The 25,899-nt window shown below is 71.4% G+C and carries 23 protein-coding genes; 11 read left to right on the top strand and 12 right to left on the bottom strand.

Annotation, left to right across the window (positions count from 1 at the left end):
* Window positions 1–8 precede the first annotated feature (8 nt).
* Entirely contained in the window at window positions 9–512 is a 504-nt protein-coding gene (locus tag AFM16_RS16885) for a MarR family winged helix-turn-helix transcriptional regulator (protein ID WP_030792295.1), read from the bottom strand.
* 162 nt (window positions 513–674) lie between these two features.
* Here AFM16_RS16885 and AFM16_RS16880 point away from each other — a divergent pair, with 162 nt between their 5' ends.
* A complete protein-coding gene (locus AFM16_RS16880; protein WP_078636981.1) occupies window positions 675–1,469 on the top strand; it encodes a dioxygenase family protein in 795 nt (264 codons plus the stop codon).
* 23 nt (window positions 1,470–1,492) lie between these two features.
* On the opposite strand, the gene AFM16_RS16875 is transcribed toward AFM16_RS16880, so the two are convergent.
* Complete coding sequence (locus AFM16_RS16875; protein WP_030792297.1) at window positions 1,493–2,011, bottom strand: GNAT family N-acetyltransferase; 519 nt, start codon at window positions 2,009–2,011, stop codon at window positions 1,493–1,495.
* Window positions 2,012–2,215: 204 nt separating this feature from the next.
* Here AFM16_RS16875 and AFM16_RS16870 point away from each other — a divergent pair, with 204 nt between their 5' ends.
* Window positions 2,216–3,214, top strand: a complete 999-nt coding sequence (locus tag AFM16_RS16870; protein WP_030792299.1) for a sigma-70 family RNA polymerase sigma factor — start codon at window positions 2,216–2,218, stop codon at window positions 3,212–3,214.
* A gap of 564 nt (window positions 3,215–3,778) precedes the next feature.
* Complete coding sequence (locus AFM16_RS16865; RefSeq protein ID WP_078636980.1) at window positions 3,779–4,441, top strand: TetR family transcriptional regulator; 663 nt, start codon at window positions 3,779–3,781, stop codon at window positions 4,439–4,441.
* Here the strand turns inward: AFM16_RS16865 and AFM16_RS16860 are convergent.
* The gene (locus AFM16_RS16860; protein WP_078633803.1) at window positions 4,438–5,460 is read right to left on the bottom strand and encodes a helix-turn-helix transcriptional regulator; all 1,023 of its coding nucleotides are present in this window, start codon (window positions 5,458–5,460) and stop codon (window positions 4,438–4,440) included. The two genes, AFM16_RS16865 and AFM16_RS16860, sit on opposite strands and share 4 nt — an antisense overlap.
* A gap of 62 nt (window positions 5,461–5,522) precedes the next feature.
* On the opposite strand from AFM16_RS16860, the gene AFM16_RS16855 reads away from it, so the two are divergent.
* The 5 genes from AFM16_RS16855 (at window position 5,523) to AFM16_RS16835 (ending at window position 11,751) form a co-directional block, all read left to right on the top strand.
* Window positions 5,523–7,052 (top strand): MFS transporter, encoded by a 1,530-nt coding sequence (locus tag AFM16_RS16855; RefSeq protein ID WP_078633802.1) that lies wholly within the window; start codon window positions 5,523–5,525, stop codon window positions 7,050–7,052.
* A gap of 227 nt (window positions 7,053–7,279) precedes the next feature.
* Window positions 7,280–8,041, top strand: coding sequence for a DeoR/GlpR family DNA-binding transcription regulator (locus AFM16_RS16850; RefSeq protein WP_030792310.1), 762 nt, complete (start codon window positions 7,280–7,282; stop codon window positions 8,039–8,041).
* A 119-nt stretch (window positions 8,042–8,160) separates the two neighbouring features.
* On the top strand, window positions 8,161–9,108 hold the full coding sequence (pfkB, locus tag AFM16_RS16845) for a 1-phosphofructokinase (protein WP_030792314.1): 948 nt from the start codon (window positions 8,161–8,163) through the stop codon (window positions 9,106–9,108).
* Between the two features lie 151 nt (window positions 9,109–9,259).
* Window positions 9,260–11,329, top strand: coding sequence for a PTS fructose transporter subunit IIABC (locus AFM16_RS16840; RefSeq protein ID WP_030792317.1), 2,070 nt, complete (start codon window positions 9,260–9,262; stop codon window positions 11,327–11,329).
* A gap of 122 nt (window positions 11,330–11,451) precedes the next feature.
* Window positions 11,452–11,751 carry a hypothetical protein gene (locus AFM16_RS16835; RefSeq protein WP_030792321.1) on the top strand — a complete coding sequence of 100 codons (300 nt, stop codon included), beginning with the start codon at window positions 11,452–11,454 and terminating at the stop codon, window positions 11,749–11,751.
* A gap of 38 nt (window positions 11,752–11,789) precedes the next feature.
* On the opposite strand, the gene AFM16_RS16830 is transcribed toward AFM16_RS16835, so the two are convergent.
* Window positions 11,790–12,536 (bottom strand): DUF6227 family protein, encoded by a 747-nt coding sequence (locus tag AFM16_RS16830; RefSeq protein WP_078633801.1) that lies wholly within the window; start codon window positions 12,534–12,536, stop codon window positions 11,790–11,792.
* Between the two features lie 271 nt (window positions 12,537–12,807).
* Window positions 12,808–14,025, bottom strand: coding sequence for a L,D-transpeptidase (locus tag AFM16_RS16825; protein ID WP_078633800.1), 1,218 nt, complete (start codon window positions 14,023–14,025; stop codon window positions 12,808–12,810).
* Window positions 14,026–14,235: 210 nt separating this feature from the next.
* Here AFM16_RS16825 and AFM16_RS16820 point away from each other — a divergent pair, with 210 nt between their 5' ends.
* Window positions 14,236–15,291, top strand: a complete 1,056-nt coding sequence (locus AFM16_RS16820; protein ID WP_078633799.1) for a P1 family peptidase — start codon at window positions 14,236–14,238, stop codon at window positions 15,289–15,291.
* Window positions 15,292–15,325: 34 nt separating this feature from the next.
* Here AFM16_RS16820 and AFM16_RS16815 read toward each other — a convergent pair whose 3' ends face one another.
* On the bottom strand, window positions 15,326–16,555 hold the full coding sequence (locus AFM16_RS16815) for a low temperature requirement protein A (protein WP_078633798.1): 1,230 nt from the start codon (window positions 16,553–16,555) through the stop codon (window positions 15,326–15,328).
* A gap of 161 nt (window positions 16,556–16,716) precedes the next feature.
* On the opposite strand from AFM16_RS16815, the gene AFM16_RS16810 reads away from it, so the two are divergent.
* Window positions 16,717–16,923, top strand: coding sequence for a hypothetical protein (locus AFM16_RS16810; protein WP_078633797.1), 207 nt, complete (start codon window positions 16,717–16,719; stop codon window positions 16,921–16,923).
* Between the two features lie 67 nt (window positions 16,924–16,990).
* Here the strand turns inward: AFM16_RS16810 and mscL are convergent, their stop codons facing one another.
* The 6 genes from mscL to AFM16_RS16770 form a co-directional block, all read right to left on the bottom strand.
* Window positions 16,991–17,467 (bottom strand): large conductance mechanosensitive channel protein MscL, encoded by a 477-nt coding sequence (gene mscL, locus AFM16_RS16805; protein WP_030792338.1) that lies wholly within the window; start codon window positions 17,465–17,467, stop codon window positions 16,991–16,993.
* Between the two features lie 108 nt (window positions 17,468–17,575).
* Window positions 17,576–18,148 carry a hypothetical protein gene (locus tag AFM16_RS38570; protein ID WP_107419098.1) on the bottom strand — a complete coding sequence of 191 codons (573 nt, stop codon included), beginning with the start codon at window positions 18,146–18,148 and terminating at the stop codon, window positions 17,576–17,578.
* A gap of 193 nt (window positions 18,149–18,341) precedes the next feature.
* A complete protein-coding gene (locus AFM16_RS16790; protein WP_030792347.1) occupies window positions 18,342–19,175 on the bottom strand; it encodes an S-methyl-5'-thioadenosine phosphorylase in 834 nt (277 codons plus the stop codon).
* Window positions 19,176–19,260: 85 nt separating this feature from the next.
* A complete protein-coding gene (locus AFM16_RS16785; RefSeq protein WP_078633794.1) occupies window positions 19,261–19,602 on the bottom strand; it encodes an FmdB family zinc ribbon protein in 342 nt (113 codons plus the stop codon).
* A gap of 67 nt (window positions 19,603–19,669) precedes the next feature.
* Complete coding sequence (locus AFM16_RS16780; protein WP_078633793.1) at window positions 19,670–20,971, bottom strand: MFS transporter; 1,302 nt, start codon at window positions 20,969–20,971, stop codon at window positions 19,670–19,672.
* 274 nt (window positions 20,972–21,245) lie between these two features.
* Window positions 21,246–22,853: a potassium/proton antiporter gene (locus AFM16_RS16770; RefSeq protein ID WP_078633792.1), complete on the bottom strand. Its 1,608-nt coding sequence runs from the start codon at window positions 22,851–22,853 to the stop codon at window positions 21,246–21,248.
* Between the two features lie 183 nt (window positions 22,854–23,036).
* Between AFM16_RS16770 and AFM16_RS16765 the strand changes: the two genes are divergently transcribed.
* Entirely contained in the window at window positions 23,037–25,877 is a 2,841-nt protein-coding gene (locus AFM16_RS16765; RefSeq protein ID WP_078633791.1) for a penicillin acylase family protein, read from the top strand.
* Window positions 25,878–25,899: the final 22 nt, after the last annotated feature.

Here is a 25,899-nt window from a genome sequence, read left to right as displayed (position 1 = left end):
GAGAGGACCTAGCGGAGCCAGGGCAGGTCCGCACCCGCTTCGTTGGGCTGAAGTCCCTCGGCGACGATCTCCATGATCTCGCCGAGGGACTTCTGCTGTTCGGGGGTGAGCCGGTCGAAGAGCGCGGCGCGGACGACGGCGACATGGCCCGGCGCGGCCCGCCTGAGGACCTCCAGACCCTGGTCGGTCAGGACGGCGAACTGGCCGCGCTTGTCGGAGGGGCAGTCCTCGCGGCGCACCCAGCCGTTCTTCTCCAGGCGGGCGACGGCGTGCGAGAGACGGGACCGGGTGATCTTCGCGTCCATGGCCAGCTCGGTCATCCGCAGCCGGCGCCCGGGGGACTCGGCGAGCTTGACCAGCAGGCCGTAGTAGATGTGCGGCATGCCCGCGTCACGCTGGAGCTGGCGGTCGAGGTGGTCCTCCAGGAGGGTGGTGGCATGGAGGTAGGACCGCCAGACGAGCTGTTCCCCGGCGGTGAGCCACTGGGGCTCGACGGCGGATGCGTTCTTCATGTACTCCACCACTTCACTCCACCACTTCACGCTCTCGACGGCTCCTCCTTGAACTTTAAACCAATCGGGCGTACGTTGTCCCGTGTCTACGTTTTAGATTTCAAGCAACTTGCTGTCAGGTGACAGCCGGGAAGCCGACAGCCCAGGAAAGGGGTGGCCGTCATGTCCGCCGTATCCCAGGTGCCCGCGGAGCGGATGCCCGCCCTGTATCTCAGCCACGGCGCCCCGCCGCTCGCCGACGACCCGGTCTGGCCCGGCGAACTCGCCGCCTGGTCCGCGGGACTGCCCCGCCCCAAGGCGATCCTCATGGTCTCCGCCCACTGGGAGGAGGCCCCCCTCGCCCTCGGCGCGGTCGACCCCGTCCCGCTGGTCTACGACTTCTGGGGCTTCCCCGAGCACTACTACCGGGTGACGTACGGCGCCCCCGGCGCGCCCGCGCTCGCCGAGAGCGTCCGCAAGCTGCTGCGCGCCCCCGGGGTTCCCGTACAGGACATCCCCGACCGCGGCCTGGACCACGGCGCCTACGTGCCGCTCGTCGAGATGTTCCCGGACGCCGACATCCCCGTGCTCCAGATCTCGATGCCGACCCTCGACCCGGTCGCGCTCATGGACATCGGCCGCAAGCTGGCGCCCCTGCGCGACGAGGGCGTCCTGATCGTCGGCTCCGGGTTCTTCACCCACAACCTCGCCGCGCTGCGGCACAGCGGGGTGCCGAGCTGGTCGGCGGAGTTCGACGACTGGGGACGGCGGGCCATGGAGGACCGTGACTGGGACTCCCTGCTCGACTTCCTGCACAAGGCCCCGGCCGGCCGGTACGCCCACCCGCGCACCGAGCACTTCGCGCCGCTCTTCGTGACCATGGGCGCGGCGGAGGTCGCCGGCGAGCTGGACACGCAGAAGTCGGTGATCGACGGGTTCTGGATGGGGCTGGCGAAGCGGTCGGTGCAGTTCGGCTGAGCGGCCTCACCCGGCCCCGTGCCTCACAGCTCCTTCTCGTACCAGGCCACGTCCCAGTACCGGCCGAACTTGCGGCCCACCTCGCGGTACGTGCCGACGTACCGGAAACCGAAGCGTTCGTGCAGCCGCACGGACGCTTCGTTCGGCTGGGCCACGCCCGCGTACGCCCGGTGCAGGTCCTCCCCGGCCAGCGCCGCGAAGAGCGCCTTGTAGAGGAGCGTGCCGACGCCGCGGCCGCCCGCGTCCGGGCGGAGGTACACCGACACCTCCACCGACGTCGAGTAGGCGGCCTTCGGCCGGTAAGGGCTGGATGTGGCGTACCCCAGAATTTCCTGTGAGTCCGCGCACACGGCAACCAACAGGCGATACGGGCCGTCTTCAGGGTGGGAGAGCAGCCAAGGGCGGCGCTCTTCCGGAGTGAGAACCGCGGTATCGAATGTGATGGGCGTCTCACGTACGTAGTGGTTGTAGAGGGACGTGAGGGCATCGAGGTCCGCCTCGACTCCCGGCCTGACCTGCACCTCTGTACGTTCCGACGACATCGTGCCTCCTCGTGTGGCCGGGCAGGGTACTGCATGATCAGGAAAATCGGGGTGCGGGTTGGGAATTCTGTCCTGATTCCAGTCGTTGTTTCCATCAGATGCAGGGCACCCGAGCAGAGTCCCGGTGAGAGTCCGGGGACGGCCTGAGCGAGTGCCCCGTGTCCACGGACCACCCGCTGACCCCACCATCGCAAGGGAGCACGCATGGCAACCCGTGCCGTCGCCCGTCGTAAGTCCGCCACCGGCGAGACGGCCGACGCGGCAAGCAGTGTTCGCGTCCACGGCGGCGAAATCGCCGACCGCGATCTGGTCGGCATGTATCTCGACGAGATCGCGCGCACACCGCTGCTCGACGCCGCCAAGGAGGTCGAGCTGTCCCAGATCATCGAGGCGGGTGTGTTCGCGCGGCAGGTTCTCGACGGATTCGAGGAGTCCAAGGCCGACGCGACCCGTGAGGAGCTGGAGGCCCTGGTGGCCGCCGGTGAGCGCGCCAAGGACGTCTTCATCCGCTCCAACCTCCGTCTGGTCGTCGCGGTCGCCCGCCGATACCCCCGCAGCGGTCTGCCCCTGCTGGACCTGATCCAGGAGGGCAACGCCGGCCTGGTGCGCGCGGTCGAGAAGTTCGACTACCGCAAGGGCTTCAAGTTCTCGACGTACGCCACCTGGTGGATCCGCCAGGCGATCACGCGCTCGATAGCGGACCAGTCGCGCACCATCCGGCTGCCCGTCCACCTCGTGGAGGAGCTGGGCCGTATCCGCCGGGTCCAGCGGGAGTTCAACCGCGAGCACGGCCGCGACCCGGAGCCCGCGGAGATCGCCACCGAGCTGGGCTCCACGCCCGAGCGCGTCGTCGACGTCCTCGACTGGGCCCGTGACCCGGTCTCGCTCAACATGTCGGTCGACGACGAGGGCGAGACGCAGTTCGGCGACCTGCTGGAGGACACGTCCGCGGTCTCGCCCGAGCAGTCCGTCCTCACGCTGCTGCGCAGCGAGGAACTCGACGGCCTGATCGAGCGCCTCGACCCCCGCACCGCGTCCATCATCAAGATGCGGTACGGCATCGACGACGGCCGCGAGCGCACGCTCACCGAGGTCGGCAAGGAGCACGGACTGACCCGTGAGCGGATCCGGCAGATCGAGAAGCACGCGCTGCTGGAGCTGAAGAAGCTCGCGCGGGACACCGGCTTCGAGGCGGCGGCGTAGGCGAGGCGAGGGCGAAACACCGTCGCGGGCGAGCGAGGTGATGTACGGCCGGCCCCGGGCCGGCCGTGCCCGCCCGCGTGCGCCAGGTGGCGAAAGCCCGCGCGAACATGGCGATACAACGCCGCTTCAAGCGGCGGGACGGGGGGAACATGACTTCAAGGCACGGGAGTTCGGGCGTTCGGACCCCGCAGCCGGCCCGGTGAGTACGGTTCGACCAAGTACAAGTACCGCGTACGAGAAACCACTTGAGCCACGTCCCGGAGCACATCCCCCCCCGGCGCCGGGACTTTCCCCGAGTCGGGCTTCGGCGCCCCTCCCCCTGGGTGCCGGGGCCCGGCTCGTTCTCATGGACGGCGAGTGGATGGCGAGCGGATTGCGAGTGGATTGCGAGCGGGAAGGCGGGCAACCCGCGGGCGCGCCGAAGAAGACGGGGCACCCCGTACCTGAACCACGGGGTGGCCCGCCCGAATGGCAGATTGTGCCACATGGGCATAGCCTGCCGAGGTGATCAGCTCCACCCCCGCCTCGGCTTCGCTGACCGAGCGGCGCAAAGCGGCCACCCGGATGGAGATCGCCCGGGCAGCGGCCGGCCTGTTCGTCAACCGCGGCCTCAGGGCCACCCGGGCCGAGGACATCGCGCAGGCCGCGGGTATCGCCCCGCGCACCTTCTACCGGTACTTCGCGACCAAGGAGGAGGCCGTCGCCCCGCTCTACGCGGCGGGCGCCGACCGCTGGGCGGAAGCGGTCCGCGAGGCCCCGCCGGGCCTCCCCGTGCCGGAAGCCCTGGAGCATGCCGTACGGCACACCCTGGTCCCCGGCCGGGTGGTGTCGGCGTCGTCCTGGGAATGGGTGCGCACCTTGATCCGGTTGGCCGGAACCAGCCCCGCCCTCGGCAAGGTGTGGGCGGAGGTCTGCCACACCTCGGAGGCCACGCTGGCAGAGGTGTTGGTGGGCAGGGCGGAACACGTCGAGCAGGCTGAGGAAGCCGAAGAGGCCGAAGAGGGTGAGGAGGGTGTGGCCGTGGGGCCGCATCAGCTCTTTGCCGCGGCCGTCGTCAGCGCCGCCGTCCGCGTCGCCGTGGAGAGCTGGGCCGCCACCGATCTCCCGCCCAGCGGAGCGCAGGGCCCGGCGGAACGGGCACTGCGCAACCTGCGGGCGCTGCGGGGGTTCGCGTGGGCCGAGGGGGACACCGGCGCTGACAGAGACGCTGGCAGAGACGCCTCTTAGCCCTGGAGATCCGGCGCCCCCGCCCGAGCCAACCTCCCGCCCAACTCCCGTACGCACTCCGTCAGCGCCACCGGCTCCCGGACCGTGAACTCGCAGCCCAGCAGGGCCAGTCGCATCGCCACCCACTCCAGGGGATCACTGGTCGAGGCGCGCAGCCGACAGGAGCCGCCGCCGTCGCCTCCGCTGTCGCCTCCGCCTCCGTCGTCGTCACCGATGTCCTCGGGGCGCCCCAGCCACGCCGGGAGCCGGGCGGCGACCCACTCCGCCGGTGCCGCGAAGGTGACGTCGTACGTGTACTCGTTCGAGTCCAGGCGCCGGTGGATGGACCGCCGCAGATACTCGGCGGCGCTGCCGGTGGGCAGCTCGCGCGGGGTGAAGCGGGCGCCGGTGGCGAACGGGTCGCTCACGCGGTCCACGCGGAACGTGCGCCAGTCGCCGCGATCGAGGTCGTAGGCCACGAGGTACCAGCGGCGGCCGGTCGACACCAGCCGGTACGGCTCGGTGAGGCGGCGGGACTCGATGCCGTCCTTGGCGCGGTAGCCGAACCGGAGCCGCTCCTGTCCGGCCACCGTCGAGGCGATGACGGTCAGGGTCTCGGGGGCGATGCTCGCGCCGTCGCCGCTGGTCAGAGGGGTCGTCGCGGCCTGGAGGGTGGAGACGCGGTGGCGCAGCCGGGCCGGCAGGACCTGCTCCAGCTTGGCCAGCGCGCGCACGGACGCCTCGTCCACGCCCTCCAGCGCGTGCCCGGCGCCCGCGCGCAGGCCGACCGCGATCGCCACCGCCTCCTCGTCGTCGAGCACCAGGGGAGGCATCGCCTTGCCCGCGACCAGCCGGTATCCGCCGTCCGAGCCCTTGGTCGCCTGGACGGGATAGCCGAGTTCGCGCAGCCGGTCGATGTCCCGCCGGACCGTGCGGCGGGAGACGCGCAGCCGGTCGGCCAGTTCGCCGCCGGGCCATTCACGGGGTGTCTGGAGGAGGGAGAGGAGCTGGAGCAGCCGGGCCGGGGTGTCCGTCGTCATGAGTTCGAGGATGCCGTACCACTAGGACATGATCTGACCTAATGAGGATCTAGGTTTGTTCCATGACCTCCACCGAAACCCCTTCGGACCTCGGCGCCGGCACCGCGCCGGACCGTCGCCGCTGGTTCGCCCTGGCGATCGTGATGACCGCGGCCTTCATGGACCTCGTCGACGTCACGATCGTCAACATCGCGATCCCGTCCATCAAGGCGGAGGCCGGCGCCTCCGAGAGCCAGATCCAGTGGATAACCGCCGGTTACGCGCTCGCCTTCGCCGCGGGCCTGATCACCGGCGGCCGCCTCGGCGACATCCACGGCCGCAAGCGGCTGTTCCTGCTCGGCATCGGCGGCTTCACCCTGGCCTCCGCGCTCTGCGGCTTCGCGGCCAACCCCGAGATGCTGGTCGCCTCCCGCATCCTCCAGGGCGGTATGGCCGCGCTGATGGTGCCGCAGGTGCTGTCGATCGTGCACGCCACGTTCCCGGCGCACGAACGCGGCAAGGTCTTCGGGCTGTTCGGCGCGATCGTCGGTCTCGGGGCGGTCTCCGGTCCGCTGCTCGGCGCGCTGCTGACGGAGTGGAACCTGTTCGGGCTGGAATGGCGGCCGATCTTCCTCATCAACCTGCCCGTCGGCATCGCGGGTCTGATCCTCGGCAGCCGCTTCATCACCGAGTCCAAGGCGCCGAAGGCGCTCAAGCTCGACCTCGTCGGCGTCGCGCTCGTGACGCTCGGCATGCTGATGCTGATCTACCCGCTCACCCGGGGCCGTGAGCTGGGCTGGCCGCTGTGGGGGCATCTGATGATGGTCGGCTCGCTGGTGGTGTTCGGGGCGCTCGTCGCGTACGAGCGGAGCAAGGGCGCGCGGGACGGCTCGCCGCTGATCGAGCTCTCCCTCTTCCGGGTGAAGAGCTTCGCCGCGGGCATCGCCGTGCAGACCGTGTTCGGGATCGGCCTCGGCATCTTCTTCCTGGTGTGGACGCTGTACATGCAGATCGGCCTGGGCTGGAGCCCGCTGCGCGCCGGTCTGACCGGGGTGCCGTTCTCGATCGCCGTCTCCACGGCCGCCGGTCTGTCCGTGCAGAAGCTGGTGCCGCGGTTCGGCCGCAAGGTGCTCCAGGCGGGCGCGCTGACCATGGCCGTCGGTGTCCTGCTCTACATCTGGGAGTCCGACCACTACGGCCTCGGCATCGCCTCCTGGCAGATGGCGCTGCCCCTCATCGTGATGGGCGTCGGCATGGGCCTGATCGTGGCGCCGCTGACGGACGCGGTGCTGTCGGAGGTGCCGCGCGAGCACGCCGGTTCGGCGTCCGGCCTGATCAACACCGTGCAGCAGATGGGCAACGCGCTCGGTCTCGGCCTGGTGTCCGTCGTCTTCTTCGGTGAGATCGGCGACCGGCTGGCCCGCTCCGAGGTGGGCCCCGCCTTCGCCAACGCCTTCGAGCACGCCCTCGGGTGGGTGGCCGCGGTGATGGCGGCGATCTTCCTGCTGATGTTCGCCCTGCCGAAGCGGCCGGCGCAGCATCTGGAGGGAGGCGGGGACGACGCCTCCGGGGCCGCCCCCGCCAAGGAGCGGGAGGGCGCGCTCGCCGGCTGAGCGCGCACGCGCCACGACCGCCTTCGAAGGGCCCGGTGTCCACGGACACCGGGCCCTTCCGTATGGGAGGAGGAAGGCGGGTGCAGGGGAGAGGGGGAAGGCGGGCGGAAGTCCGTTCATGTCCGAACCGGGCCCGAACCTGTTTACTTTCCGGAAATCCGGGCGTAGCCTCCGAGTGAAACCACACGTTCGGGCATCAAGTACAGATGAACGGAAGGCGGACGGACATGTACGCACCGGAGCGGCAGCAGGAGATCCTGCGGCTCGCCCGTGAGGGCGGCCGGGTGGACGTCCTGTCGCTGGCCGAGGAGTTCCAGGTCACGGCGGAGACGATCCGCCGCGACCTGAAGGCCCTCGACCGGGCCGGTCTGGTGCGCAGGGTCCACGGCGGAGCCATACCGGCCGGCCGTCTCGACTTCGAGCCCGACCTCGCCGAACGCGAGGGCACCTCCACCGACGAGAAGGACCGCATCGCCAAGGCGGCCCTCACGGAACTGCCCGCCGAGGGCACACTGATCCTCGACGCCGGTACGACGGTCGCCCGGCTGGCCGCGGCCCTCCCGCTGGAGGCCGAGCTGACCGTCGTCACGCACAGCCTGCCCATCGCGGCCCGGCTGGCCGACCACCCGGGCATGCAGCTCCATCTCATCGGGGGGCGCGTCCGCCACCGTACGCGCGCCGCCGTGGACGCCTGGGCGCTGCGCGCGTACGGCGAGATCCGCGCCGACGTGCTGTTCCTCGCCGCCAACGGCTTCTCCGTCGAGCACGGCCTGACCACCCCGGACCTCGCCGAGGCCGCGGTGAAGCGGGCGGCCGTCGCCGCCGCACGCCGCGTGGTGCTGCTCGCCGACTCCGCCAAGCACGGGCAGGAGCACTTCGCCCGCTTCGGGGACCTGGCCGACGTGGACCTCCTGATCACCGACAGCGGGCTGAGCCCCGAGGACGCGGCCGCGATCGAACGCGGCGGCACGGAAGTAGTACGAGCATGAGCGACACCGGCGTGAACAGCGCGAACGGCGAGACGGGCATGAGCGGGACCGGCGCGAGTGGGACCGGCATGAGCGAGACGGGCATGGGCGGGACCGGCGCGAGTGGGACCGGCGGCGGCGTGATCCTCACCGTCACCCCCAACCCCTCCCTCGACCGCACCTACGAGGTCCCCGCCCTCGACCGCGGTGAGGTCGTCCGGGCCACCGGCGAGCGGATGGACCCGGGCGGCAAGGGCGTGAACGTCTCCTGCGCCGTAGCGGCCGCCGGACGGCGCACGGTCGCCGTCCTGCCCCTGGGTGGTGCGCCCGGCGCACTCGTCGCCGAACTGCTCGATGCGCAGGGCATCGAGGTCGCGCCGGTGCCGGTCGCCGGCGCCACCCGGTCGAACATCGCGCTCGCCGAACCCGACGGCGTCCTCACGAAGATCAACGCACCCGGCCCGGAACTGACCGCGGCCGAGCAGGAACTGCTGCTGGACACCGTGCGCGAGCAGTCGCGCGGCGCCGACTGGATCGCCTGCTGCGGCAGCCTGCCCCGCGGCCTCGCACCGTCCTGGTACGCGGAGGTCGTCGCCCGGGCGCACGCCGGGGGCGCGCGGATCGCCCTCGACACGTCGGGGCGCGCCCTCCTCGAAGCGCTGCGGGAGCGGCCCGACGTGGTCAAGCCGAACGCCGAGGAACTCGCGGAAGCCGTCGGACGCCCCCTGGCGACGGTCGGCGACGCGGTGAAGGCCGCCGAGGAACTGCGCGCGATGGGCGCCCGCGCCGTGCTCGCGAGCCTCGGCGCCGACGGCCAGCTCCTGGTGGAGGACACGGGCACCTGGTTCGCGAGCGCGCGGGTCGACGTCGTCCGCAGCAATGTCGGGGCCGGCGACTCCTCGCTCGCCGGTTTCCTCGTCGCCGGCGGGCGCGGACCGGGGGCGCTGGTCTCCGCCGTCGCGCACGGAGCGGCGGCCGTTCAGCTTCCCGGCAGCGTGATGCCGACCCCGGACGACCTGGACCCGGCGGCGGTGACGGTCACGGCGGAGATCCCGACGGACCGCGAGCTGAGGGAGCCGGTGCTATGACGCCGCCCCTGCTGTTACGCCCCGCGCGGTGCGGCGCCCTGACCGTCGGCACTCCCACCCTCCCCCTCCCCCTTGCCTCCCCCCACCTCACCCCCGTCCCCACCCTCGCCCACCCCACATCCCGGGCGATACGCGTGCGAAGGAGCTCGCGATGAGCGACATGATCACCGCGGACCTGGTCGATCTCGACCTGTCCGCCGAGACCAAGGAAGCGGCGGCCCGGTCGCTCGCCGCACGCATGGTGGCCCTGGGCCGGGTGACCGACCTCGACGGCTTTCTGGCCGACGTGGCCGCCCGTGAGGCCCAGATGCCCACCGGCCTCGACGGCGGCATCGGCATCCCGCACTGCCGCAGCGAGCACGTCACCGAGCCGACGCTCGCCTTCGGGCGCAGTGCCGCCGGAATCGACTTCGGCGCGGCGGACGGCCCCGCCGACCTGATCTTCCTCATCGCCGCGCCCGCCGGTGCCGACGACGCGCATCTCACGATCCTGTCCTCCCTGGCCCGGCAGTTGATGAACAGCGAGTTCACCGACGCGCTGCGCTCCGCGGACGACGCGGCGACGGCGGCGGCGCTGATCCGCGGGGACGAGGCCCCCGGGCCGGAAGCCGCTTCCGAGGACTCCGTGGCGGCGTCGGCGGCGGCCTCCGCCGACGCCGCCACGGCCACCACCACCGAACCTTCCGACCCCGCGCCGCCGTCCCCCGCGCGCCCCTTCCGGATCGTCGCCGTCACCTCCTGCCCCACCGGCATCGCCCACACCTACATGGCCGCTGAGTCCCTGGAGAACGCGGGCCGGGACGCGGGCGTCGAGGTGACCGTCGAGACCCAGGGCTCGGCCGGGTTCACCCGTCTCGACCCGGTCGTGATCGCCGCCGCGGACGGCGTGGTCTTCGCCCATGACGTCCCCGTACGCGAGAAGGAACGCTTCGCCGGGAAGCCCACCGTCGACGTCGGGGTGAAGGCGGGCATCAACCGTCCCGCCGAGCTGATCGCCGAGGTGCGCGGCAAGGCCGAGCGCGGCGAGGTGACGGCCGGCGCCGCCCCGGGCACCGGTACTCCGGTGGAACGCGCCGGTGACTCCTCCGAGGGCTACGGCACCAAGCTCCGCAAGTGGCTGATGTCCGGCGTCAGTTACATGGTCCCGTTCGTCGCCGCGGGCGGTCTGCTGATCGCCCTCGGCTTCGCGATCGGCGGCTACGAGATCAACAAGGCGCCGTCGGTCATGGACCACTTCACGTGGACGCAGGCCGACAGCTGGGCCGCGCTGCTCTTCCAGATCGGCGTCGTCTCCTTCGGCTTCCTGGTGCCGGTCCTGGCCGGGTACATCGCCTACGGCATGGCCGACCGGCCAGGACTCGTCCCGGGCTTCGTCGGCGGCGCGATCTCCGTCACCATCAACGCGGGCTTCCTCGGCGGACTCGCCGCCGGTCTGATCGCCGGTGGAGTGGTGCTGTCGATCCAGAAGGTGCGGATCCCGGCGGCGGTGCGCGGGATCATGCCGGTGGTGGTGATCCCGCTGATCTCCTCGGCGATCGTCGGGTTCCTGATGTTCGTCGTCATCGGCAAGCCCATCGCCTCCGCGCAGAAGGCCCTCACCGACGGTCTGAACGACCTCACCGGCACCAACGCCATCCTGCTGGGCGCCCTGCTCGGCCTGATGATGTGCTTCGACCTCGGCGGCCCCGTCAACAAGGTCGCCTACACCTTCGCCACCGCCGGTATCGCGGTCGCCAGCCCGAGCGACTCCGCGATGAAGATCATGGCCGCGGTGATGGCGGCCGGTATGGTCCCGCCGCTGGCGATGGCCCTGGCCACCACCGTGCGCGGCAAGCTCTTCACCCCGACCGAGCGGGAGAACGGCAAGGCCGCCTGGGTCCTGGGCGCCTCCTTCATCTCCGAGGGCGCGATCCCGTTCGCGGCGGCCGACCCGCTGCGGGTCATCCCGGCCTCGATGGCGGGCGGCGCGGTCACCGGCGCCCTGTCGATGGCCTTCGGCGCCACCCTGCGCGCCCCGCACGGCGGCATCTTCGTGGTCCCGCTGATCGGCAACCCGTTCCTCTACCTGGTCGCCATCGCGGCCGGTGTCTGTGTCACGACCGCCCTGGTCGTCGTCCTCAAGGGCCTGCGCAAGCCGGTCCCGGGCGGCACCGGCCCGGCGGCGGCCGAGGGCGGCGCGGCCGCGATATCCGCGCGGAGCAAGCAGGCGGTGGCGGCCTGACGGCCGGCCCGCCCCGTTACAACTGATTCGCTCCGTACAGGGCATTGGCGTGACCTGTACTACCTGCGAGATACATCACGGTCCGGGGTGAAAGCCCCGGACCGTGGTGTCTACTGGACCGCATGCCGCTGCACCTCACGATCTCCCAGTTGACGGGGATGACCTTCCTCGCCCTGGCCTCCATCGCCTGGCTGATCGGTATGAACCGCATGCTGCGCCGCTTCCGGGAGGAGGCCGCGGCGAACTCCGCGCGGGCCGCCCGCCCCGCGCACCCGGCGTATCCCACGCTGCCCGCGCTGCCGAGCCAGCTCCAGCCGGGCCCGCACCGCGAGGCCGTCGAACTGACCCCCGCCGAACAGGACGCCTTCGCGGGCCTCGTACGGCAACTCGGCGACGGCCGCCCGGACCCGGCCTCCGGCTAGCGAAGCCTCGCCGCAGGGCCCCAACAACCCCTACAGCCCTACGACACCTGCGCCGCCCGCCGTTCCATCGCCTCGCGGGCCTCCGCCTCGGTCGGATACACCTCGCACATGTGCCGTCCGTCGGGCGTCGCCGTGTGCTCGACCTCCCACAGGGAGATCTCCCGGCCGTCCCGCAGCAGGAACGCGTGCTCGTAGAGCGCGAAGCCCAGTCCGATACGCCCCGCACGGCACGGGCGCCCGAACGCCTGCGTGATCTGGTGCGCGAACGCCGTCGTCAGCAGCGCCGCCGTGTCCGCGCCCGGCCGGTCGGAGTTCTCCGCGCGGCGCAGCAGCCGACGCGCGTGGTCCGCCGAGTCGTCCGGCACATACACATGCCGGGGCGCGCGGACCGGGGCCGGCGACACCATCACCGGAAGTTCGAAGTCCGGCGCGTCCTGGGGGAGCGGCAGCCGGGCCGTGGCGGTGCGCAGCTCCTCCTCGTCGACATACACCTCGTGCTGCGGCTCGCTGCCGAGGGCGGTGTTGTGGACCAGCTCCCACAGGGTGAGCGCGCAACCGTCGGCCAGCAGCCAGGTGTGCCGGTAGGTCTCGCGGTGCAGGCCCGCACTGTGGTGCGCGGAGTGCAGCGAGCTGTCGTGGGCGAGCGCGCAGTCGAGCCGTCTTATCGTGTCGTCCGGCAGCTCGAACGAGTTCAGGGCGCGACCCAGGAGTCGCGCGAGGTGCTCCTCCGGAGACTCGGGCGACTCGGCTGGTTCGTACGCTGCGGTCTCGTACGGAACGCTCAAGGCTTCTCCCGGCGTTGCTGCATGTCACCTTGTGGGTGCATACCGTAGCCCCTCGGTCGGACATCGCGTCCTGGAACCGAGAAAACGTACGCCGGGAAAACGGCCGGGCCGCGCGAAATGTTCCCGCGCGGCCCGACGATCTGTCAGAAATGGCCGGTCGAAGGCCCGTTCCTGGTCAGCCCTGTGCTCGGCCTCCCGGTCTCCCGGCCTCCCGGCTTCCCGGTCTCCCGGCCTCCCGGCTTCCCGGTCTCCCGGCTTCCCGGCCTCCCGGTCAGCCGGCGCTGCCGGCCGTCCACTCGGCCCACGACATGTTCCAGCCGTTGAGCCCGTTGTCCGGCGCCACCGTCTTGTCCGGGGAGTTCTTCACGACCACCACGTCGCCGATCAGCGAGTTGTCGTAGAACCACTTGGCCGGGGTGTCGCCCTGTGCGCCCTGCGCGTCCGCGAGGCCCACGCAGCCGTGGCTGGTGCCCTCCCGGCCGAACGGCGGATTGCCCTTGTTGTACCAGTAGTTGCCGTGGATGAAGGTGCCGGACTGCGTCAGACGCATCGCGTGCGGCACGTCCGGGATGTCGTACTCCCCGCCCAGGCCGACCGTCTGGCTGTTCATCCGGGTCTGCGGGAACATCTCCGAGATCACCATCTGGCCGTTGTACGTCGTGTGCTGTGCGCTGCCCGAGGAGATCGGCACCGACTTCAGCGTCTGCCCGTCCCGCACCACCGTCATGGTCTGTGTGTTCACATCGACCGTGGAGACCTGCGAGCGCCCGATGGTGAAGGTCACCGTCTTCTTCTGCACGCCGAAGACGCCGTTCGCGCCCTCCACGCCGTCCAGGTCGATCTTCATCGTGACCTTGGAGCCGGCCTTCCAGTAGTCGTCGGGCCGGAAGTCCAGCCGCTGCTCCCCGAACCAGTGCCCGGCGACCTTCTGACCGCTGCTGGAGGTGACCTTGATGTGCGACTGCACGGCCTTCTTGTCGCTGATCGCCTTGTCGAAGGTGAACGACACCGGCATCCCGACACCGACCGTCGTGCCGTTGTCCGGGCTGTAGGTGCCGATGAAGCTGTCGGACGTGGTGACCGTGGTGAAGATCGAGTTGGCGGCGGCCGTCTTGCCGTTGGAGTCCTTCGCGGTCGCCGAGATCTCGTACTTCGTGCCGCGCTCCAACTGCTCCTTCGGCTTCCAACTGGCGCCGTCCGCCGACAGGGTGCCCGGCACGGACTCGCCGCCGCCCGCCACCGTCATCCGCACCTCGGTGAGCTTGCCGTCGCTCACCTTCACACCCGTCGTGTTGATCGACGCACCCGTCGACCCGTCCTTCGCCGAGATCACGATCTTCGCGGTGGACGTCCTGGCGGCCGAACCGCCCTTGGAATCGTCCTTCCCGGCGTCGGCACTGCCGCCGCAGGCGGTGAGGGTCAGTGCGCCGATCACCAGGGCGGCACAGGCCCCCAGGGTGCGCCGCGCTGCTATGTCCGGCGTTGTCACGGGCTGCTCCAGCTTCGTGTGATGTGCGGGATCCGGTGTGATCCGCTCCAGTACGTGGAGAAGGAGGGGTCGTGCCGCCGGAGGGGTTCCCTCCCGGTCAGCATGAACACCATCGCGTGACAGAACCGGGACAATGACCCGGCTCGCCGCGCGCCCCCTTCCCCGGCCGCCTCGGCGATTCCCCCGAGGCGCTGGGTGAGACTGACCGGCATGACAGTTGACGCTCTGACGGACGTCGCCGGTCTGCGGGTCGGCCACGCCTCGCGCACCGGCGACGGTTGGCTCACCGGCACGACGGTCGTGCTCGCACCGGAGGGCGGCGCCGTCGCCGCCGTGGACGTACGCGGCGGCGGCCCCGGCACCAAGGAGACCGACGTACTGGACCCCCGCAACCTCGTCCAGCGCGTCGAGGCGATCGTCCTGACCGGCGGCAGCGCCTACGGGCTGGACGCGGCGTCCGGCGTGATGGCCTGGCTGGAGGAGCGCGGACGCGGGGTGCTCGTCGGCAAGGACCCCGCGCACGTCGTCCCGGTGGTGCCCGCGGCCTGTGTCTTCGACCTCGGCCGGGGCGGCGACTTCCGGGCCCGCCCCGACGCGGCCACCGGCCGTGCCGCGGTCGAGGCGGCCGCCGCGAGCGCGCCGGGCGCGCCCGTCCCGCAGGGCTGCGTGGGCGCGGGCACGGGTGCTCTCGTCGGGCCGATGAAGGGCGGCGTCGGCAGCGCGAGCACGGTCCTCGACTCCGGGATCACGGTCGCCGCCCTGGTGGTGGCCAACGCGGCGGGCTCGGTCATGGACCCCGAGACCGGCGCGCTGTACGGCGAACTGTTCCAGGGGCGCGTGACGTACCCGGCGACGGACGTCCACGAGGACGCGCGCCGCCGCCTCGCCGAGAGCGCCGCGAAGAACGCCCCGCCGCCCCTCAACACCACCCTCGCGGTGGTCGCCACCGACGCCGACCTGACGAAGGCCCAGGCGCAGAAACTCGCCGGCACGGCGCACGACGGCATCGCGCGCGCCGTACGCCCGGTGCATCTTCTCCACGACGGCGACACGGTGTTCGCCCTGGCCACCGGCACCCGCCCGCTCGACACCTCCCACCCGCTCGCCCTGAACGACGTCCTGGCGGCGGGCGCGGACATGGTGACCCGCGCGATCGTGCGCGCCGTCCGCGCGGCCGAGCCGACCCGGTCACAGGGCGGCGCGTGGCACTCGTACGCGGAGCTGTACGGGACCGGGGAGACCCGGGGGAGCGGCGCGAGAAGGTAGGGCGAGGGGGCCGGGGCCGCGCTGGACGACCGGGCTACCCGGCCGCCCGCGCCGCCCTCGCCCTCGACGCCGCCCGGGCCGTGAGCGTCGTCCCGGTCGCCACCGCCAGGGTCGCCACCAGGCCGGCCGCGAGGACCGCCCACTCGCCGAGGAAGGTGCAGCAGATCACCAGCAACGCGGTGACCGGCAGCACCAACTGCTGGGCCAGCCCCACCTTGTAGTGGCGGGCGTGCAGCGCCCACACGGCGAGCAGGTACAGCGCGGTCGGCAGGGTCACGGCGGCCGACGCGGACAGCGTCGAGAGATGGGCCTTGCCGACCGTCTGCTCGACCGCCACCTCCAGGCCCGCCCCGATCGCCGCGGCCGAGGCGAAGACCACGTAGTGGCCGTAGCCCCACAGGAACGCCTGCCGGTTGGAGCGCAGATGGCCGTGGATGGGCACCACGAAGTAGATCCACCAGGCGGCGAAGATGATCAGCAGCCCGCCCACGGCGATCGGGAGCAGCTCGTCCAGCGCGTCGTGCTCGTCGATGCCCGTCTTCACGGCGACCGTGGCCGCCGCGATCGTCTCGCCCAGCACGATGATCGTGAACAGCCCGTAGCGTTCCGCGATGTGGTGCGGGTGCCAGGCCGTCTGGTGGCCCTTCTCGGCGAAGAGCGGCACGCACATCTCCAGCACGGCCATCACCAGGAACACCCACGGCCTGCCTCCCTCGGGCAGGACCAGCAGCCCCAGCCAGCCGACCTGGCAGAGCAGCACGCCGCCGGTGTACCGCAGCGCGGTCGTCCGCTCCGGGCCCTCGCCCGACCGGGCCGCCCGCAGCCACTGGACGCACAGGGCGAGCCGCATGATCGCGTAGCCCAGCCAGACGGCGAGGAAGTCGTGGTCCTCGAACGCCGTCGAGACCCCGGCCGCGAGGACCAGCACACCGGCGATCTGCACGAGGGTGACGATCCGGTAGAGCACGTCGTCGTTGTCGTACGCCGAGGCGAACCACGTGAAGTTCATCCACGCCCACCAGATGGCGAAGAAGATCATCGCGTAGTTGAGGATGCCCTCCCCCGGATGGCCCTCGGCCACGGCGTGCACCAGCTCGGCGCCGGCCTGGGCGATGGCCACCACGAAGCACAGGTCGAAGAACAGCTCTAGCGGCGTCGCGATCCGATGTGCCTCGCCGCGTCCACGGGCGGTGAGTCGGCGCAGGGGCCGGGTGTGCTCGGGAGGGCCGGGCGGAGTGGCCGGCGGTGTGGAGCTGGGCGTCATGCGTCACAGCACAGCAGATATCCGGCCGAAAATCTCGCGGAGCGGCGCATGGCCCGGCAGGGGTCGTCGCGTCGGGAGAAGGGCTGGTCAGGACGGTGGGGGAGGGGCCGCGGGGAGGGTGCGGACATCGTCCGGGGGGCCGGGGACCGTACGCTGGAGGCATGAGCACCCCCGCCCCCGCCGGTCCCGCCGGCCCCGACGCTCCCGAGCCGCGCGCCCCGAAGGCCGCGCTGGTCTTCGACGACCCGCTGGACCAGCAGTCCTCGGACGACACGGACCGCGGCTGGGGCGAGCGGCCCGCGCCCTCCGGGGACAGCGCCGCCGACCTCAGGCGCTTCCTCGACGAGAAGCCGCCGCACCACATCTGAAACCGGCCGCGGATCCGGCCCGTCCGGGCCCCGCGGAGCGTCCCCCGCAGGGCCCCGAACAGCGTGGCTACCGCCCGTCGTGGCCCGAGCCGCGCTGGGCGACCAGCGCGTCGCGGATCTCCTTGAGCACCTCCAGCTCGGTCACCTCGATCATCTCGCGGGTGCCCTCCTTCGCCTTGCGGCGGGCCTCCTGCCGGGCCAGGTACTTCGACATCGGCAGGACCATCAGGAAGTACACGACCGCCGCCGTGATCACGAACGTCAGCGTGGCGCTGAGCACGGTGCCCCACAGGATCGGGACGCCGCTGATCACCGTGCCGTCCGCCGAGACCTTGCAGGGGTCCTGGAGGCACGAGCTGTAGCCGTCGAGGTTCTTGGTGCCGATCGCGCCGACCAGCGGGTTGATGACGCCCTTCACCACCGAGTTCACGATGTTCGTGAACGCGGCGCCGATGACCACCGCGACCGCCAGGTCCACGACGTTGCCGCGCATCAGGAAGGCCTTGAAGCCCGCCAGGATGCTCGGTCCCTTCTTCTCGCTCACCTCGGGGACACTCCTCGTCTGCACAGGTTGTGGAACGAACAGCTCCGCAACCTACGTCAAGGCACGGCGGGCGTGTCCAATTCCGTAGCACGAACGAGGTACTTGACATCACCACAAGGTCACCGCCAGCCGGGCCGTCGTGCCCGCACCCGCCAGGCGTACGGCAGTTGGCCGGGGCACGGAGAGCACGATCAGCGCGCCCGCGGCCGAGGACTCCAGAGGTTCCGGAATTTTCGTCACCAGGGCGCCGCGCGCGACCACTTCGGCCGTGTCGCCCGACGCCGTCCGCTCGGCGGCGATGACGTCGACCCGGTCGCCGGGCCGCAGCAGCCGGACGGTGGCCGCGTCGGCGATCCGCACCGGCGCCGTCACCTTCGCTCCCTTCGGCGAGGACCGCGCGTGGGCGGCCGGCCCTTCACCGGAGCCGGCTCCTGGTGCCGGTCCTGATTCCGACCCGGGCCCCGGATGACCCCGTGCGGGTCCTCCGCCGTGCGGCCCTGCGGCCGCCACCAGCGCGACGGCCGTGACGGCGAGACCGGCCGCGAGGGCCCGCCGCCGGTTCCGGACGAGCCGGCCCAGCCCGTACCGGCCGCCGCGGACCCGGACCGGAGCGAAGAGCGGCACCTCGCACGGAGGAGGAACGGGGTGCGAGGGAGGAAGAGAGGGGGGAAGGAGGGACAAGGGGCTCACCACCTGCGACGAGGAATCGGCTGATGCAGCCACGATGCCCCGTCACGCCGCCGCCCGCCGAAGCCCGTGGACGACCACGTGATTGTGGATAACTCCCTCACCCGAACGAGGAGTTCCACCGCCCCGCCCGTCGCACCCCGCCCGTCGCACCCCGCCCGTCGCACCCCGCCCGTCGCGCCCCGCCCTACGGCAGCACGAACCCCGGATCCAGACCCCCCAACGCCCCCACGCACAGACAGCCCCGCTCCCCGGCCGCCGGCAACCCCGCCACCGCGTCGAACAGCACGCCCCGCAGCCGGTCCACATTGGCCGCGAAGACCTCCAGGACCTCCTCGTGGGATACGCCCTCACCGGACTCCGCGCCCGCGTCCAGATCGGTGACCAGGGCCAACGACGTGTAGCAGAGTTCGAGTTCACGGGCGAGCGCCGCCTCCGGATGGCCCGTCATACCGACCACGGACCAGCCCTGCGCCTGGTGCCACAACGATTCCGCACGGGTCGAGAACCGCGGCCCCTCGATCACGACCAGCGTCCCGCCGTCCACCGGCTCCCACTCCCGGCCGCGCGCCGCCTTCAGCGCGACGGCGCGTCCGGTGGGGCAGTAGGGGTCGGCCAGCGACACGTGCACCACGTTGGGCACGGTCCCGTCGGGCAGCGGCAGCCCGTCGAAGTAGGTGCCGGTGCGGGACTTCGTACGGTCGACGAGCTGGTCGGGGACGAGGAGCGTGCCCGGCCCGTACTCGGGGCGCAGTCCGCCCACCGCGCACGGCGCGAGCACCTGGCGCGCCCCGACCGAGCGCAGCGCCCACAGGTTGGCCCGGTAGTTGATGCGGTGCGGCGGCAGATGGTGGCCGCGTCCGTGCCGGGGCAGGAAGGCGACCCGCCGGCCGGCGATCTCACCGAGGAAGAGGGAGTCGCTGGGCGGCCCGTAGGGGGTGTCCACCTGGATCTCGGTCACGTCGTCGAGGAACGAGTAGAAGCCCGAGCCGCCGATTACGCCGATCTCTGCGTTCGCCATGCCCAGCACACTAACGCGCGCCGTTCCGCGGGAAACGCCGAAGACCCCACCGTCGTTACGACGGCAGGGTCCGGGCAGGACAGCTTTACGCGGCGGAGGTGCCCGCCGAGGTGCCGGCGCTCGACGACTTCGAGCCCGCGGACGACGTCGAGGACGACGAGGCCGAGGACGTCGACGAGGCGGAGGACGACGAGTCCGAGGTGGACGTCGACGACTTCGACGCGGACGCCGGCGAGCTGCTCGACGAGGAGCCGCGGCTGTCGTTGCGATAGAAGCCGGAGCCCTTGAACACGATGCCGACCGCGGAGAACACCTTCTTGAGGCGGCCATGGCACGCGGGGCACTCGGTCAGTGCGTCGTCGGTGAACTTCTGCACCGCCTCGAGGCCCTCGCCGCACTCGGTGCACTGGTACTGGTAGGTCGGCACTGTCTTCCTCCTGGCACTCTCACTCGATGAGTGCTAACGACGGTCCATAGTGACGTATTCCCGGGGTTCAGTCCACTGTCACCGGCACGCGGTGACCGACGCCACGTGCCACGGTGCGTCCCCGGGGGCGGGGGGAAAGCCGTGAACGCAGGGCCAGCAGGGTCCCCAGGGCCAGCAGCGTGCCGCCCATCGGGACCAGGAACCCGGAGCCGCCCCAGAAGCGGTCCTCCAGTTGCCCGGCGACGGTCACGGCCGCCGCCTGGCCGAGCGCCACCGCACCGGTCAGCCAGGTGAACGCCTCGGTGCGGGCCCCGGCCGGGACCAGGCCCTCGACCAGGGTGTAGCCGGTGATCAGCGCGGGCGCGATGCACATGCCGACCAGCAGGCCGAGGCCGGCCAGCACCAGCACCGAGTGCGCGGCCCACAGGCCGGAGGCCGTCACGGCGAGGGCGGCGTAGGCGACGACGAGGCGGTGCTGCGGGGCGGCCCGCCAGGCGATCGCGCCGCAGACCAGGCCGGAGAGCATGTTGCCGGCGGCGAACGTGCCGTACAGGACGCCGTTGAGGCCGGGCTCGCCGATCGACTCGGTGAAGGCGGCCAGCGAGACCTGCATACCGCCGAAGACGGCGCCGATGCCGAGGAACGCCATGATCAGCACGCGTACGCCGGGGATCCGCAGGGCCGAGGCGTGCTCCACGCGCGTGTGCCCGGCGGCGGCGACCGCAGGCTGGGTGCTCTTCTGCGCGGCGAACAGCAGACCGCCGACCAGGGTCAGCGAGGCTTCCGTGATCAGGCCGGCGGCCGGGTTCACGGCGGTGCACAGGGCGGTCGCCAGCAGGGGGCCGAGGACGAACGTCAGCTCGTCGGTGACGGACTCGAAGGCCGCCGCGGTGGTCATCAGGGGCGAGCCCTTCAGCTTCACGCCCCAGCGGGCACGCACCATGGGCCCGATCTGCGGGACCGAGGCGCCCGTGGGCACGGCCGCCGCGAACAGCGCCCACAGGGGGGCGTGCGCCAGCGCGAGCGCGGTCAGGGTGAGCCCGGACAGCGTGTGCACGAGCACGCCGGGGACCAGCACCGCGCGCTGCCCGTAGCGGTCGGCGAGCCGGCCGCTGTACGGGGCGAACAGCGCCATGGAGACACCGGTGACCGCGGCGGCGGCACCGGCCGCGCCGTAGGAGCCGGTGGTGTGCTGCACGAGCAGCACGATGGAGAGGGTGAGCATCGCGAACGGCTGGCGGGCGGCGAAGCCGGGGAGCAGGAACGTCCAGGCGCCGCGGGTGCGCAGCAGGTGCCCGTAGCCGGGGCGGGCGGGGGCCGACGAGTCCTTCGACTCCTTCGACGGCTCCGAGGTGACCGTGGATGCCACGGCCCGTGCCTTTCTGCCGCCTGGTAGCGCGACCCCCTGGTGCGGGGGCGGACGCCGAGAGCTGTCCTCTTGCGCGCTGCGGTAGATACCGGCGCCCTCTGAAGGGTGCGTCCCGGCCGCCATACGGTCGCGCCAGCTCTGCGTCAGGCAGAGTTGGTTCGATCAAAGTGCGCCTTCATCGTACAGGGGCGTCGCCGCACACACCTGTGAAAAGGAGCACCACGGGCGCCCCGGCCTCCGAATGACACCCGTGTGAGCAGCCCGCAATGTGCCCTTAACGCGCGTCCCGCCGCACCTCGCGCCCCGCGCGGGAGGCGCCGTTCGTGCCCAGCCAGCCGGCGAGCTTGCCGCCGCGGCCGACGGCGCGCAGCCGTCGTTCGGCCGCGTCCCGGACCGGGTCGGTGGCGACCACGAGGAGTTCGTCGCCGTGTTGCAGCACCGTCGTGGGCATCGGCACGAACGACGTCCCGTCGCGCACGACGAGGGTGACCGCGGACCCGGGAGGCATCCGCAGCTCGTTGACCTCGACGCCGTGCATCCGCGAGCCCTCCGGGATCGCGACGGACAGCAGATGCCCGCGCAGCCGCTCCAGGGGGGCCGACTCGATCCCGAGGTCGGTGGCCTCGCTGTCGCCGCCCAGCCGGAGCTTGGCGGCCAGCCAGGGCAGCGTCGGGCCCTGCACCAGGGTGTAGACGACGACCAGCACGAAGACGATGTTGAAGATGCGGCGGCTGGAGTCGACGCCCTGCACCATGGGGATCGTCGCCAGGACGATGGGCACCGCGCCGCGCAGCCCGGCCCAGGACATCAGGGTCTGCTCCTGCCACGGCACCCGGAACGGCGTCAGACACAGCAGCACGCTCAGCGGTCGGGCCACCATCGTCAGCACCAGCCCGATGATCAGCGCGGGCCACACGTCGTCGCCCAGCTCGTGCGGGGAGACCAGCAGGCCGAGCAGCACGAACATGCCGATCTGGGCGAGCCAGCCGAGCCCCTCGGCGAACCCGCGGGTGGCCGGCCAGTGCGGCAGCTTGGCGTTGCCCATGACCATCGAGGCGAGATAGACGGCGAGGAAGCCGCTGCCGTGCGCCATGGCGCCCGACGCGTACGCGGTGACCGCGATCGCCATCACGGCGATCGGGTAGAGGCCGGACGCGGGCAGTGCCACGTGCCGCAGACCCCACGAGCCCAGCCAGCCCACCGCGAGTCCGATGGCGGCGCCGATGGCCAGCTCCAGCACTATCTCGCCGACCAGCACGTACCAGTGCTCCACCGGACCGGAGGCGGAGAAGGCGACGACGAGGATCACGACCGGGGCGTCGTTGAAGCCGGACTCGGCCTCCAGGGTGCCCGTCACGCGCGCGGGCAGCGGGATGCGGCGCAGCACGGAGAACACCGCCGCCGCGTCCGTCGAGGAGACGACCGCCCCGATGATGAGCGCCTGGCGCCACTCGAGGCCGATCAGATAGTGCGCGGCCGTGGCGGTGACGCCCACGCTGACCGCGACCCCGGCCAGGGCCAGCGCGGTGGCGGCCGGCAGGGCCGGCTTGATCTCCTTCCACTTCGTGCCCAGACCGCCCTCGGCGAGGATCACGACGAGGGCCGCGTAGCCGATGACCTGGGTCAGCTCGGCGTTGTCGAACTTGATGTCGCCGATGCCGTCCTGGCCCATGAGGACGCCGATGCCCAGGTACACGAGCAGGCTGGGGAGCCCGCTGCGTGACGAGATCCGGACCGCGGCGACGGCGAGGAGCAGGACGAGCGAGCAGACGAGCAGCAGTTCGTTGAGGTCGTGGACAGACAGCGGCGGTTCCCTTCCCTGGCGCGCGTGCGTGCCGCGCGCGGGCGCACTTCTCCAGTGGACACGAGGCGGCGGCGCCACGGGTCCAACTACTTCGTTACCTTACCTAACTCTTGACGATTCCTTGACGCTCGGCGCGGCAAGATCGAACATCCTTCCGTGCTGGATCACCGGTCCGCGTCAAGTCGCGTGAGGCCCTGCGCCTATGGTTGCTCCAGCACTCCAGGACCGCCTGCCGCTCGCGTTAGGACAGCAAGGACAGCGATGCCCCCCAACACCACCGCCTCAACGGGTGACAAGCCCGGCAAGTCCGGCAGGAAGAAGGGGCGCAAAGCCCGTCTTATCGTGCTTGTGCTGGTGCTGGCCTTGATCGGCGGCATCGCGTTCGGCGCGTACTGGTCGATCAGCACCGTGCGGGCGTCGTTCCCGCAGACGACGGGTTCGATCACGCTCGACGGCCTCTCCGGCCCGGTCGACGTGAAGCGGGACGGCCACGGCATCCCGCAGATCTACGCCTCCTCCGACGAGGACCTCTTCATGGCGCAGGGCTTCGTCCAGGCGCAGGACCGGTTCTACGAGATGGACGTCCGCCGGCACCTGACGTCCGGCCGGCTGTCGGAGATGTTCGGCGCGGACCAGATCGACAACGACGAGTTCCTGCGCACCCTGGGCTGGGAACGCGTCGCGAAGGAGGAGTACGACAAGAAGCTGTCGCCCTCCACCAAGAAGTACCTCCAGGCGTACGCCAAGGGCGTCAACGCCTATCTCGCGGGCAAGGACGCCGACGAGATCTCCCTGGAGTACGCGGCGCTCGGCTTCGTCAACGACTACGAGCCCGCCGAGTGGACCCCCGTCGACTCGGTGTCCTGGCTGAAGGCGATGGCCTGGGACCTGCGCGGCAACATGCAGGACGAGATCGACCGCGCCCTGATGACCAGCCGTCTCGGCCCGCAGCAGATCGAGGACCTCTACCCGGCCTACCCGTACAAGGTCGACGGCGAGCCCAACACGATCGTCCAGGAGGGCGAGTACAGCGCCCTGAACCAGGCGTTCAAGGCGGGCGGCTCGGAGGGCTCCTCGACGGACGGCACGACGGGCTCCTCGAACGCCACGGGCACCGCGGGCTCCACGGGCGCCACAGGGGGCACGGACGGCTCCTCCGGCACCTCGGACGGCAGCGGCACCTCCTCGGACACCTCGGGCCTCCAGGGTCAGCTCGTGGGCCTCTACGACGTCCTCGACGACCTGCCCGCGGCGGTCGGTGTGAACGGCAACGGCATCGGCTCCAACTCCTGGGTCGTCGACGGCGACCACACGATCACCGGCAAGCCGCTGCTGGCCAACGACCCGCACCTGTCGGCGTCGCTGCCCTCGGTCTGGTACCAGATGGGCCTGCACTGCCGCGCGGTCTCCGCCAAGTGCCAGTACGACGTCACCGGCTACACCTTCGCCGGCATGCCCGGCGTGGTCATCGGCCACAACCAGGACATCGCCTGGGGCATGACCAACTCCGGCGCCGACGTCACCGACCTCTACCTGGAGAAGCTCTCCGGCGAGGGCTACCTCTACGACGGCAAGGTGCGGCCCTTCACCACGCGTGAGGAGACCATCGAGGTCGCCGGCGGGGACGCCAAGAAGATCGTCGTCCGGGAGACCCAGGACGGCATGCCCCTGCTGTCCGACCGCAGCAAGGAACTGGTCAAGGTCGGCCAGAAGGCCACCGTCGACAACGCGGCGCCCGACCGGGGCGACGGCTACGGCATCGCCCTGAAGTGGACCGCCCTGGAGGCGGGCACCACCATGGACGCCGTCTTCGCCATGAACCGGGCGAAGGACTGGGACGACTTCCGGGACGCGGCGAAGCAGTTCGACGTGCCGTCGCAGAACCTGGTCTACGCGGACACCGCCGGGAACATCGGCTACCAGCTCCCCGGCCGCATCCCCACGCGCGCGAAGGGCGACACCGGGGCCGTGCCGGTCGCGGGCTGGGAGTCCGAGAACAAGTGGACGGGCTGGATCGGCTTCGACGAGCTGCCCTACGAGTACAACCCGGACCGCGGCTACATCGTCACCGCCAACCAGGCCGTGGTCGACCAGGACAAGGTGCCGTACACGCTCACCACGGACTGGGGCTACGGCACCCGCAGCCAGCGGATCACCGAGCTGATCAAGAACAAGCTCAAGGGTGGCGGCAAGATCTCCACCGATGACATGCGGCAGATGCAGACGGACAACAGCAGCGAGATCGCCCAGGTGCTGGTGCCCACCCTGCTGAAGATCGACGTCGACGACCCGGAGGTCCGCGAGGCGCAGGACCTGCTCCAGGGCTGGAACTTCACCCAGGACGCCGACTCGGCCGCGGCCGCCTACTTCAACGCGGTCTGGCGCAACGTCCTCAAGCTGGCCTTCGGCAACAAGCTGCCCAAGGAGCTGCGGGTGGAGGGACAGTGCCTGCTGGTCGACCCGGCCAACAGCACCAGCCCCGTGGACAACACCCAGAAGGTCCGCGAGTGCGGCCAGCGCGAGCCCGACCAGGCGCAGCCCGACGGCGGCGACCGCTGGTTCCAGGTGGTGCGCAAGCTCATGGACAAGCCGGACAGCGACTGGTGGACCACGCCCGAGTCGGGCACCCGCGAGGGCGCCGACCGCAACCGTGACGACCTGCTCAAGCGCGCCATGATCGACGCCCGCTGGGAGCTGACCGCGGAGCTGGGCAAGGACATCGACACCTGGAGCTGGGGCCGGCTGCACCGCCTGTTCCTGAAGAACCAGACCCTGGGCACCAGCGGCCCCGACTTCATCCAGTACGTCCTCAACCGCGGCCCCTGGAAGCTCGGCGGCGGCGAGGCGGCGGTCGACGCGACCGGCTGGAACGCGGCGGGCGGCTACGGCGTCGTCTGGGTGCCGTCGATGCGGATGGTGGTCAACCTCGCCGACCCCGACAAGTCCAAGTGGATCAACCTGACGGGCGCCTCGGGGCACGCGTTCAGCGCCCACTACACGGACCAGACCGGGAAGTGGGCCAAGGGCGAGCTGCTCGACTGGGCGTTCTCGAAGAAGGCGGTCGAGGAGAGCACCAGCGACACGCTCCTGCTCAAGCCCTGACGAGGCGCACGGAAAAGGGCCC

This window comes from Streptomyces antibioticus, from assembly GCF_002019855.1.
Lineage (GTDB): Bacteria > Actinomycetota > Actinomycetes > Streptomycetales > Streptomycetaceae > Streptomyces > Streptomyces antibioticus_B.
Note: the sequence above shows the minus strand (reverse complement) of the source record. Positions and strands in the feature narration are given on the sequence as shown.

What these genes read in the sequence shown, in the direction of transcription:
- AFM16_RS16885 (WP_030792295.1), bottom strand. Translation starts at nt 512, where the DNA reads ATGAAGAACGCATCCGCCGTCGAGCCCCAGTGGCTCACCGCCGGGGAA.
- AFM16_RS16880 (WP_078636981.1), top strand. Translation starts at nt 675, where the DNA reads ATGTCCGCCGTATCCCAGGTGCCCGCGGAGCGGATGCCCGCCCTGTAT.
- AFM16_RS16875 (WP_030792297.1), bottom strand. Translation starts at nt 2,011, where the DNA reads ATGTCGTCGGAACGTACAGAGGTGCAGGTCAGGCCGGGAGTCGAGGCG.
- AFM16_RS16870 (WP_030792299.1), top strand. Translation starts at nt 2,216, where the DNA reads ATGGCAACCCGTGCCGTCGCCCGTCGTAAGTCCGCCACCGGCGAGACG.
- AFM16_RS16865 (WP_078636980.1), top strand. Translation starts at nt 3,779, where the DNA reads ATGGAGATCGCCCGGGCAGCGGCCGGCCTGTTCGTCAACCGCGGCCTC.
- AFM16_RS16860 (WP_078633803.1), bottom strand. Translation starts at nt 5,460, where the DNA reads ATGACGACGGACACCCCGGCCCGGCTGCTCCAGCTCCTCTCCCTCCTC.
- AFM16_RS16855 (WP_078633802.1), top strand. Translation starts at nt 5,523, where the DNA reads ATGACCTCCACCGAAACCCCTTCGGACCTCGGCGCCGGCACCGCGCCG.
- AFM16_RS16850 (WP_030792310.1), top strand. Translation starts at nt 7,280, where the DNA reads ATGTACGCACCGGAGCGGCAGCAGGAGATCCTGCGGCTCGCCCGTGAG.
- AFM16_RS16840 (WP_030792317.1), top strand. Translation starts at nt 9,260, where the DNA reads ATGAGCGACATGATCACCGCGGACCTGGTCGATCTCGACCTGTCCGCC.
- AFM16_RS16835 (WP_030792321.1), top strand. Translation starts at nt 11,452, where the DNA reads ATGCCGCTGCACCTCACGATCTCCCAGTTGACGGGGATGACCTTCCTC.
- AFM16_RS16820 (WP_078633799.1), top strand. Translation starts at nt 14,236, where the DNA reads ATGACAGTTGACGCTCTGACGGACGTCGCCGGTCTGCGGGTCGGCCAC.
- AFM16_RS16815 (WP_078633798.1), bottom strand. Translation starts at nt 16,555, where the DNA reads ATGACGCCCAGCTCCACACCGCCGGCCACTCCGCCCGGCCCTCCCGAG.
- AFM16_RS16810 (WP_078633797.1), top strand. Translation starts at nt 16,717, where the DNA reads ATGAGCACCCCCGCCCCCGCCGGTCCCGCCGGCCCCGACGCTCCCGAG.
- AFM16_RS16790 (WP_030792347.1), bottom strand. Translation starts at nt 19,175, where the DNA reads ATGGCGAACGCAGAGATCGGCGTAATCGGCGGCTCGGGCTTCTACTCG.
- AFM16_RS16765 (WP_078633791.1), top strand. Translation starts at nt 23,037, where the DNA reads ATGCCCCCCAACACCACCGCCTCAACGGGTGACAAGCCCGGCAAGTCC.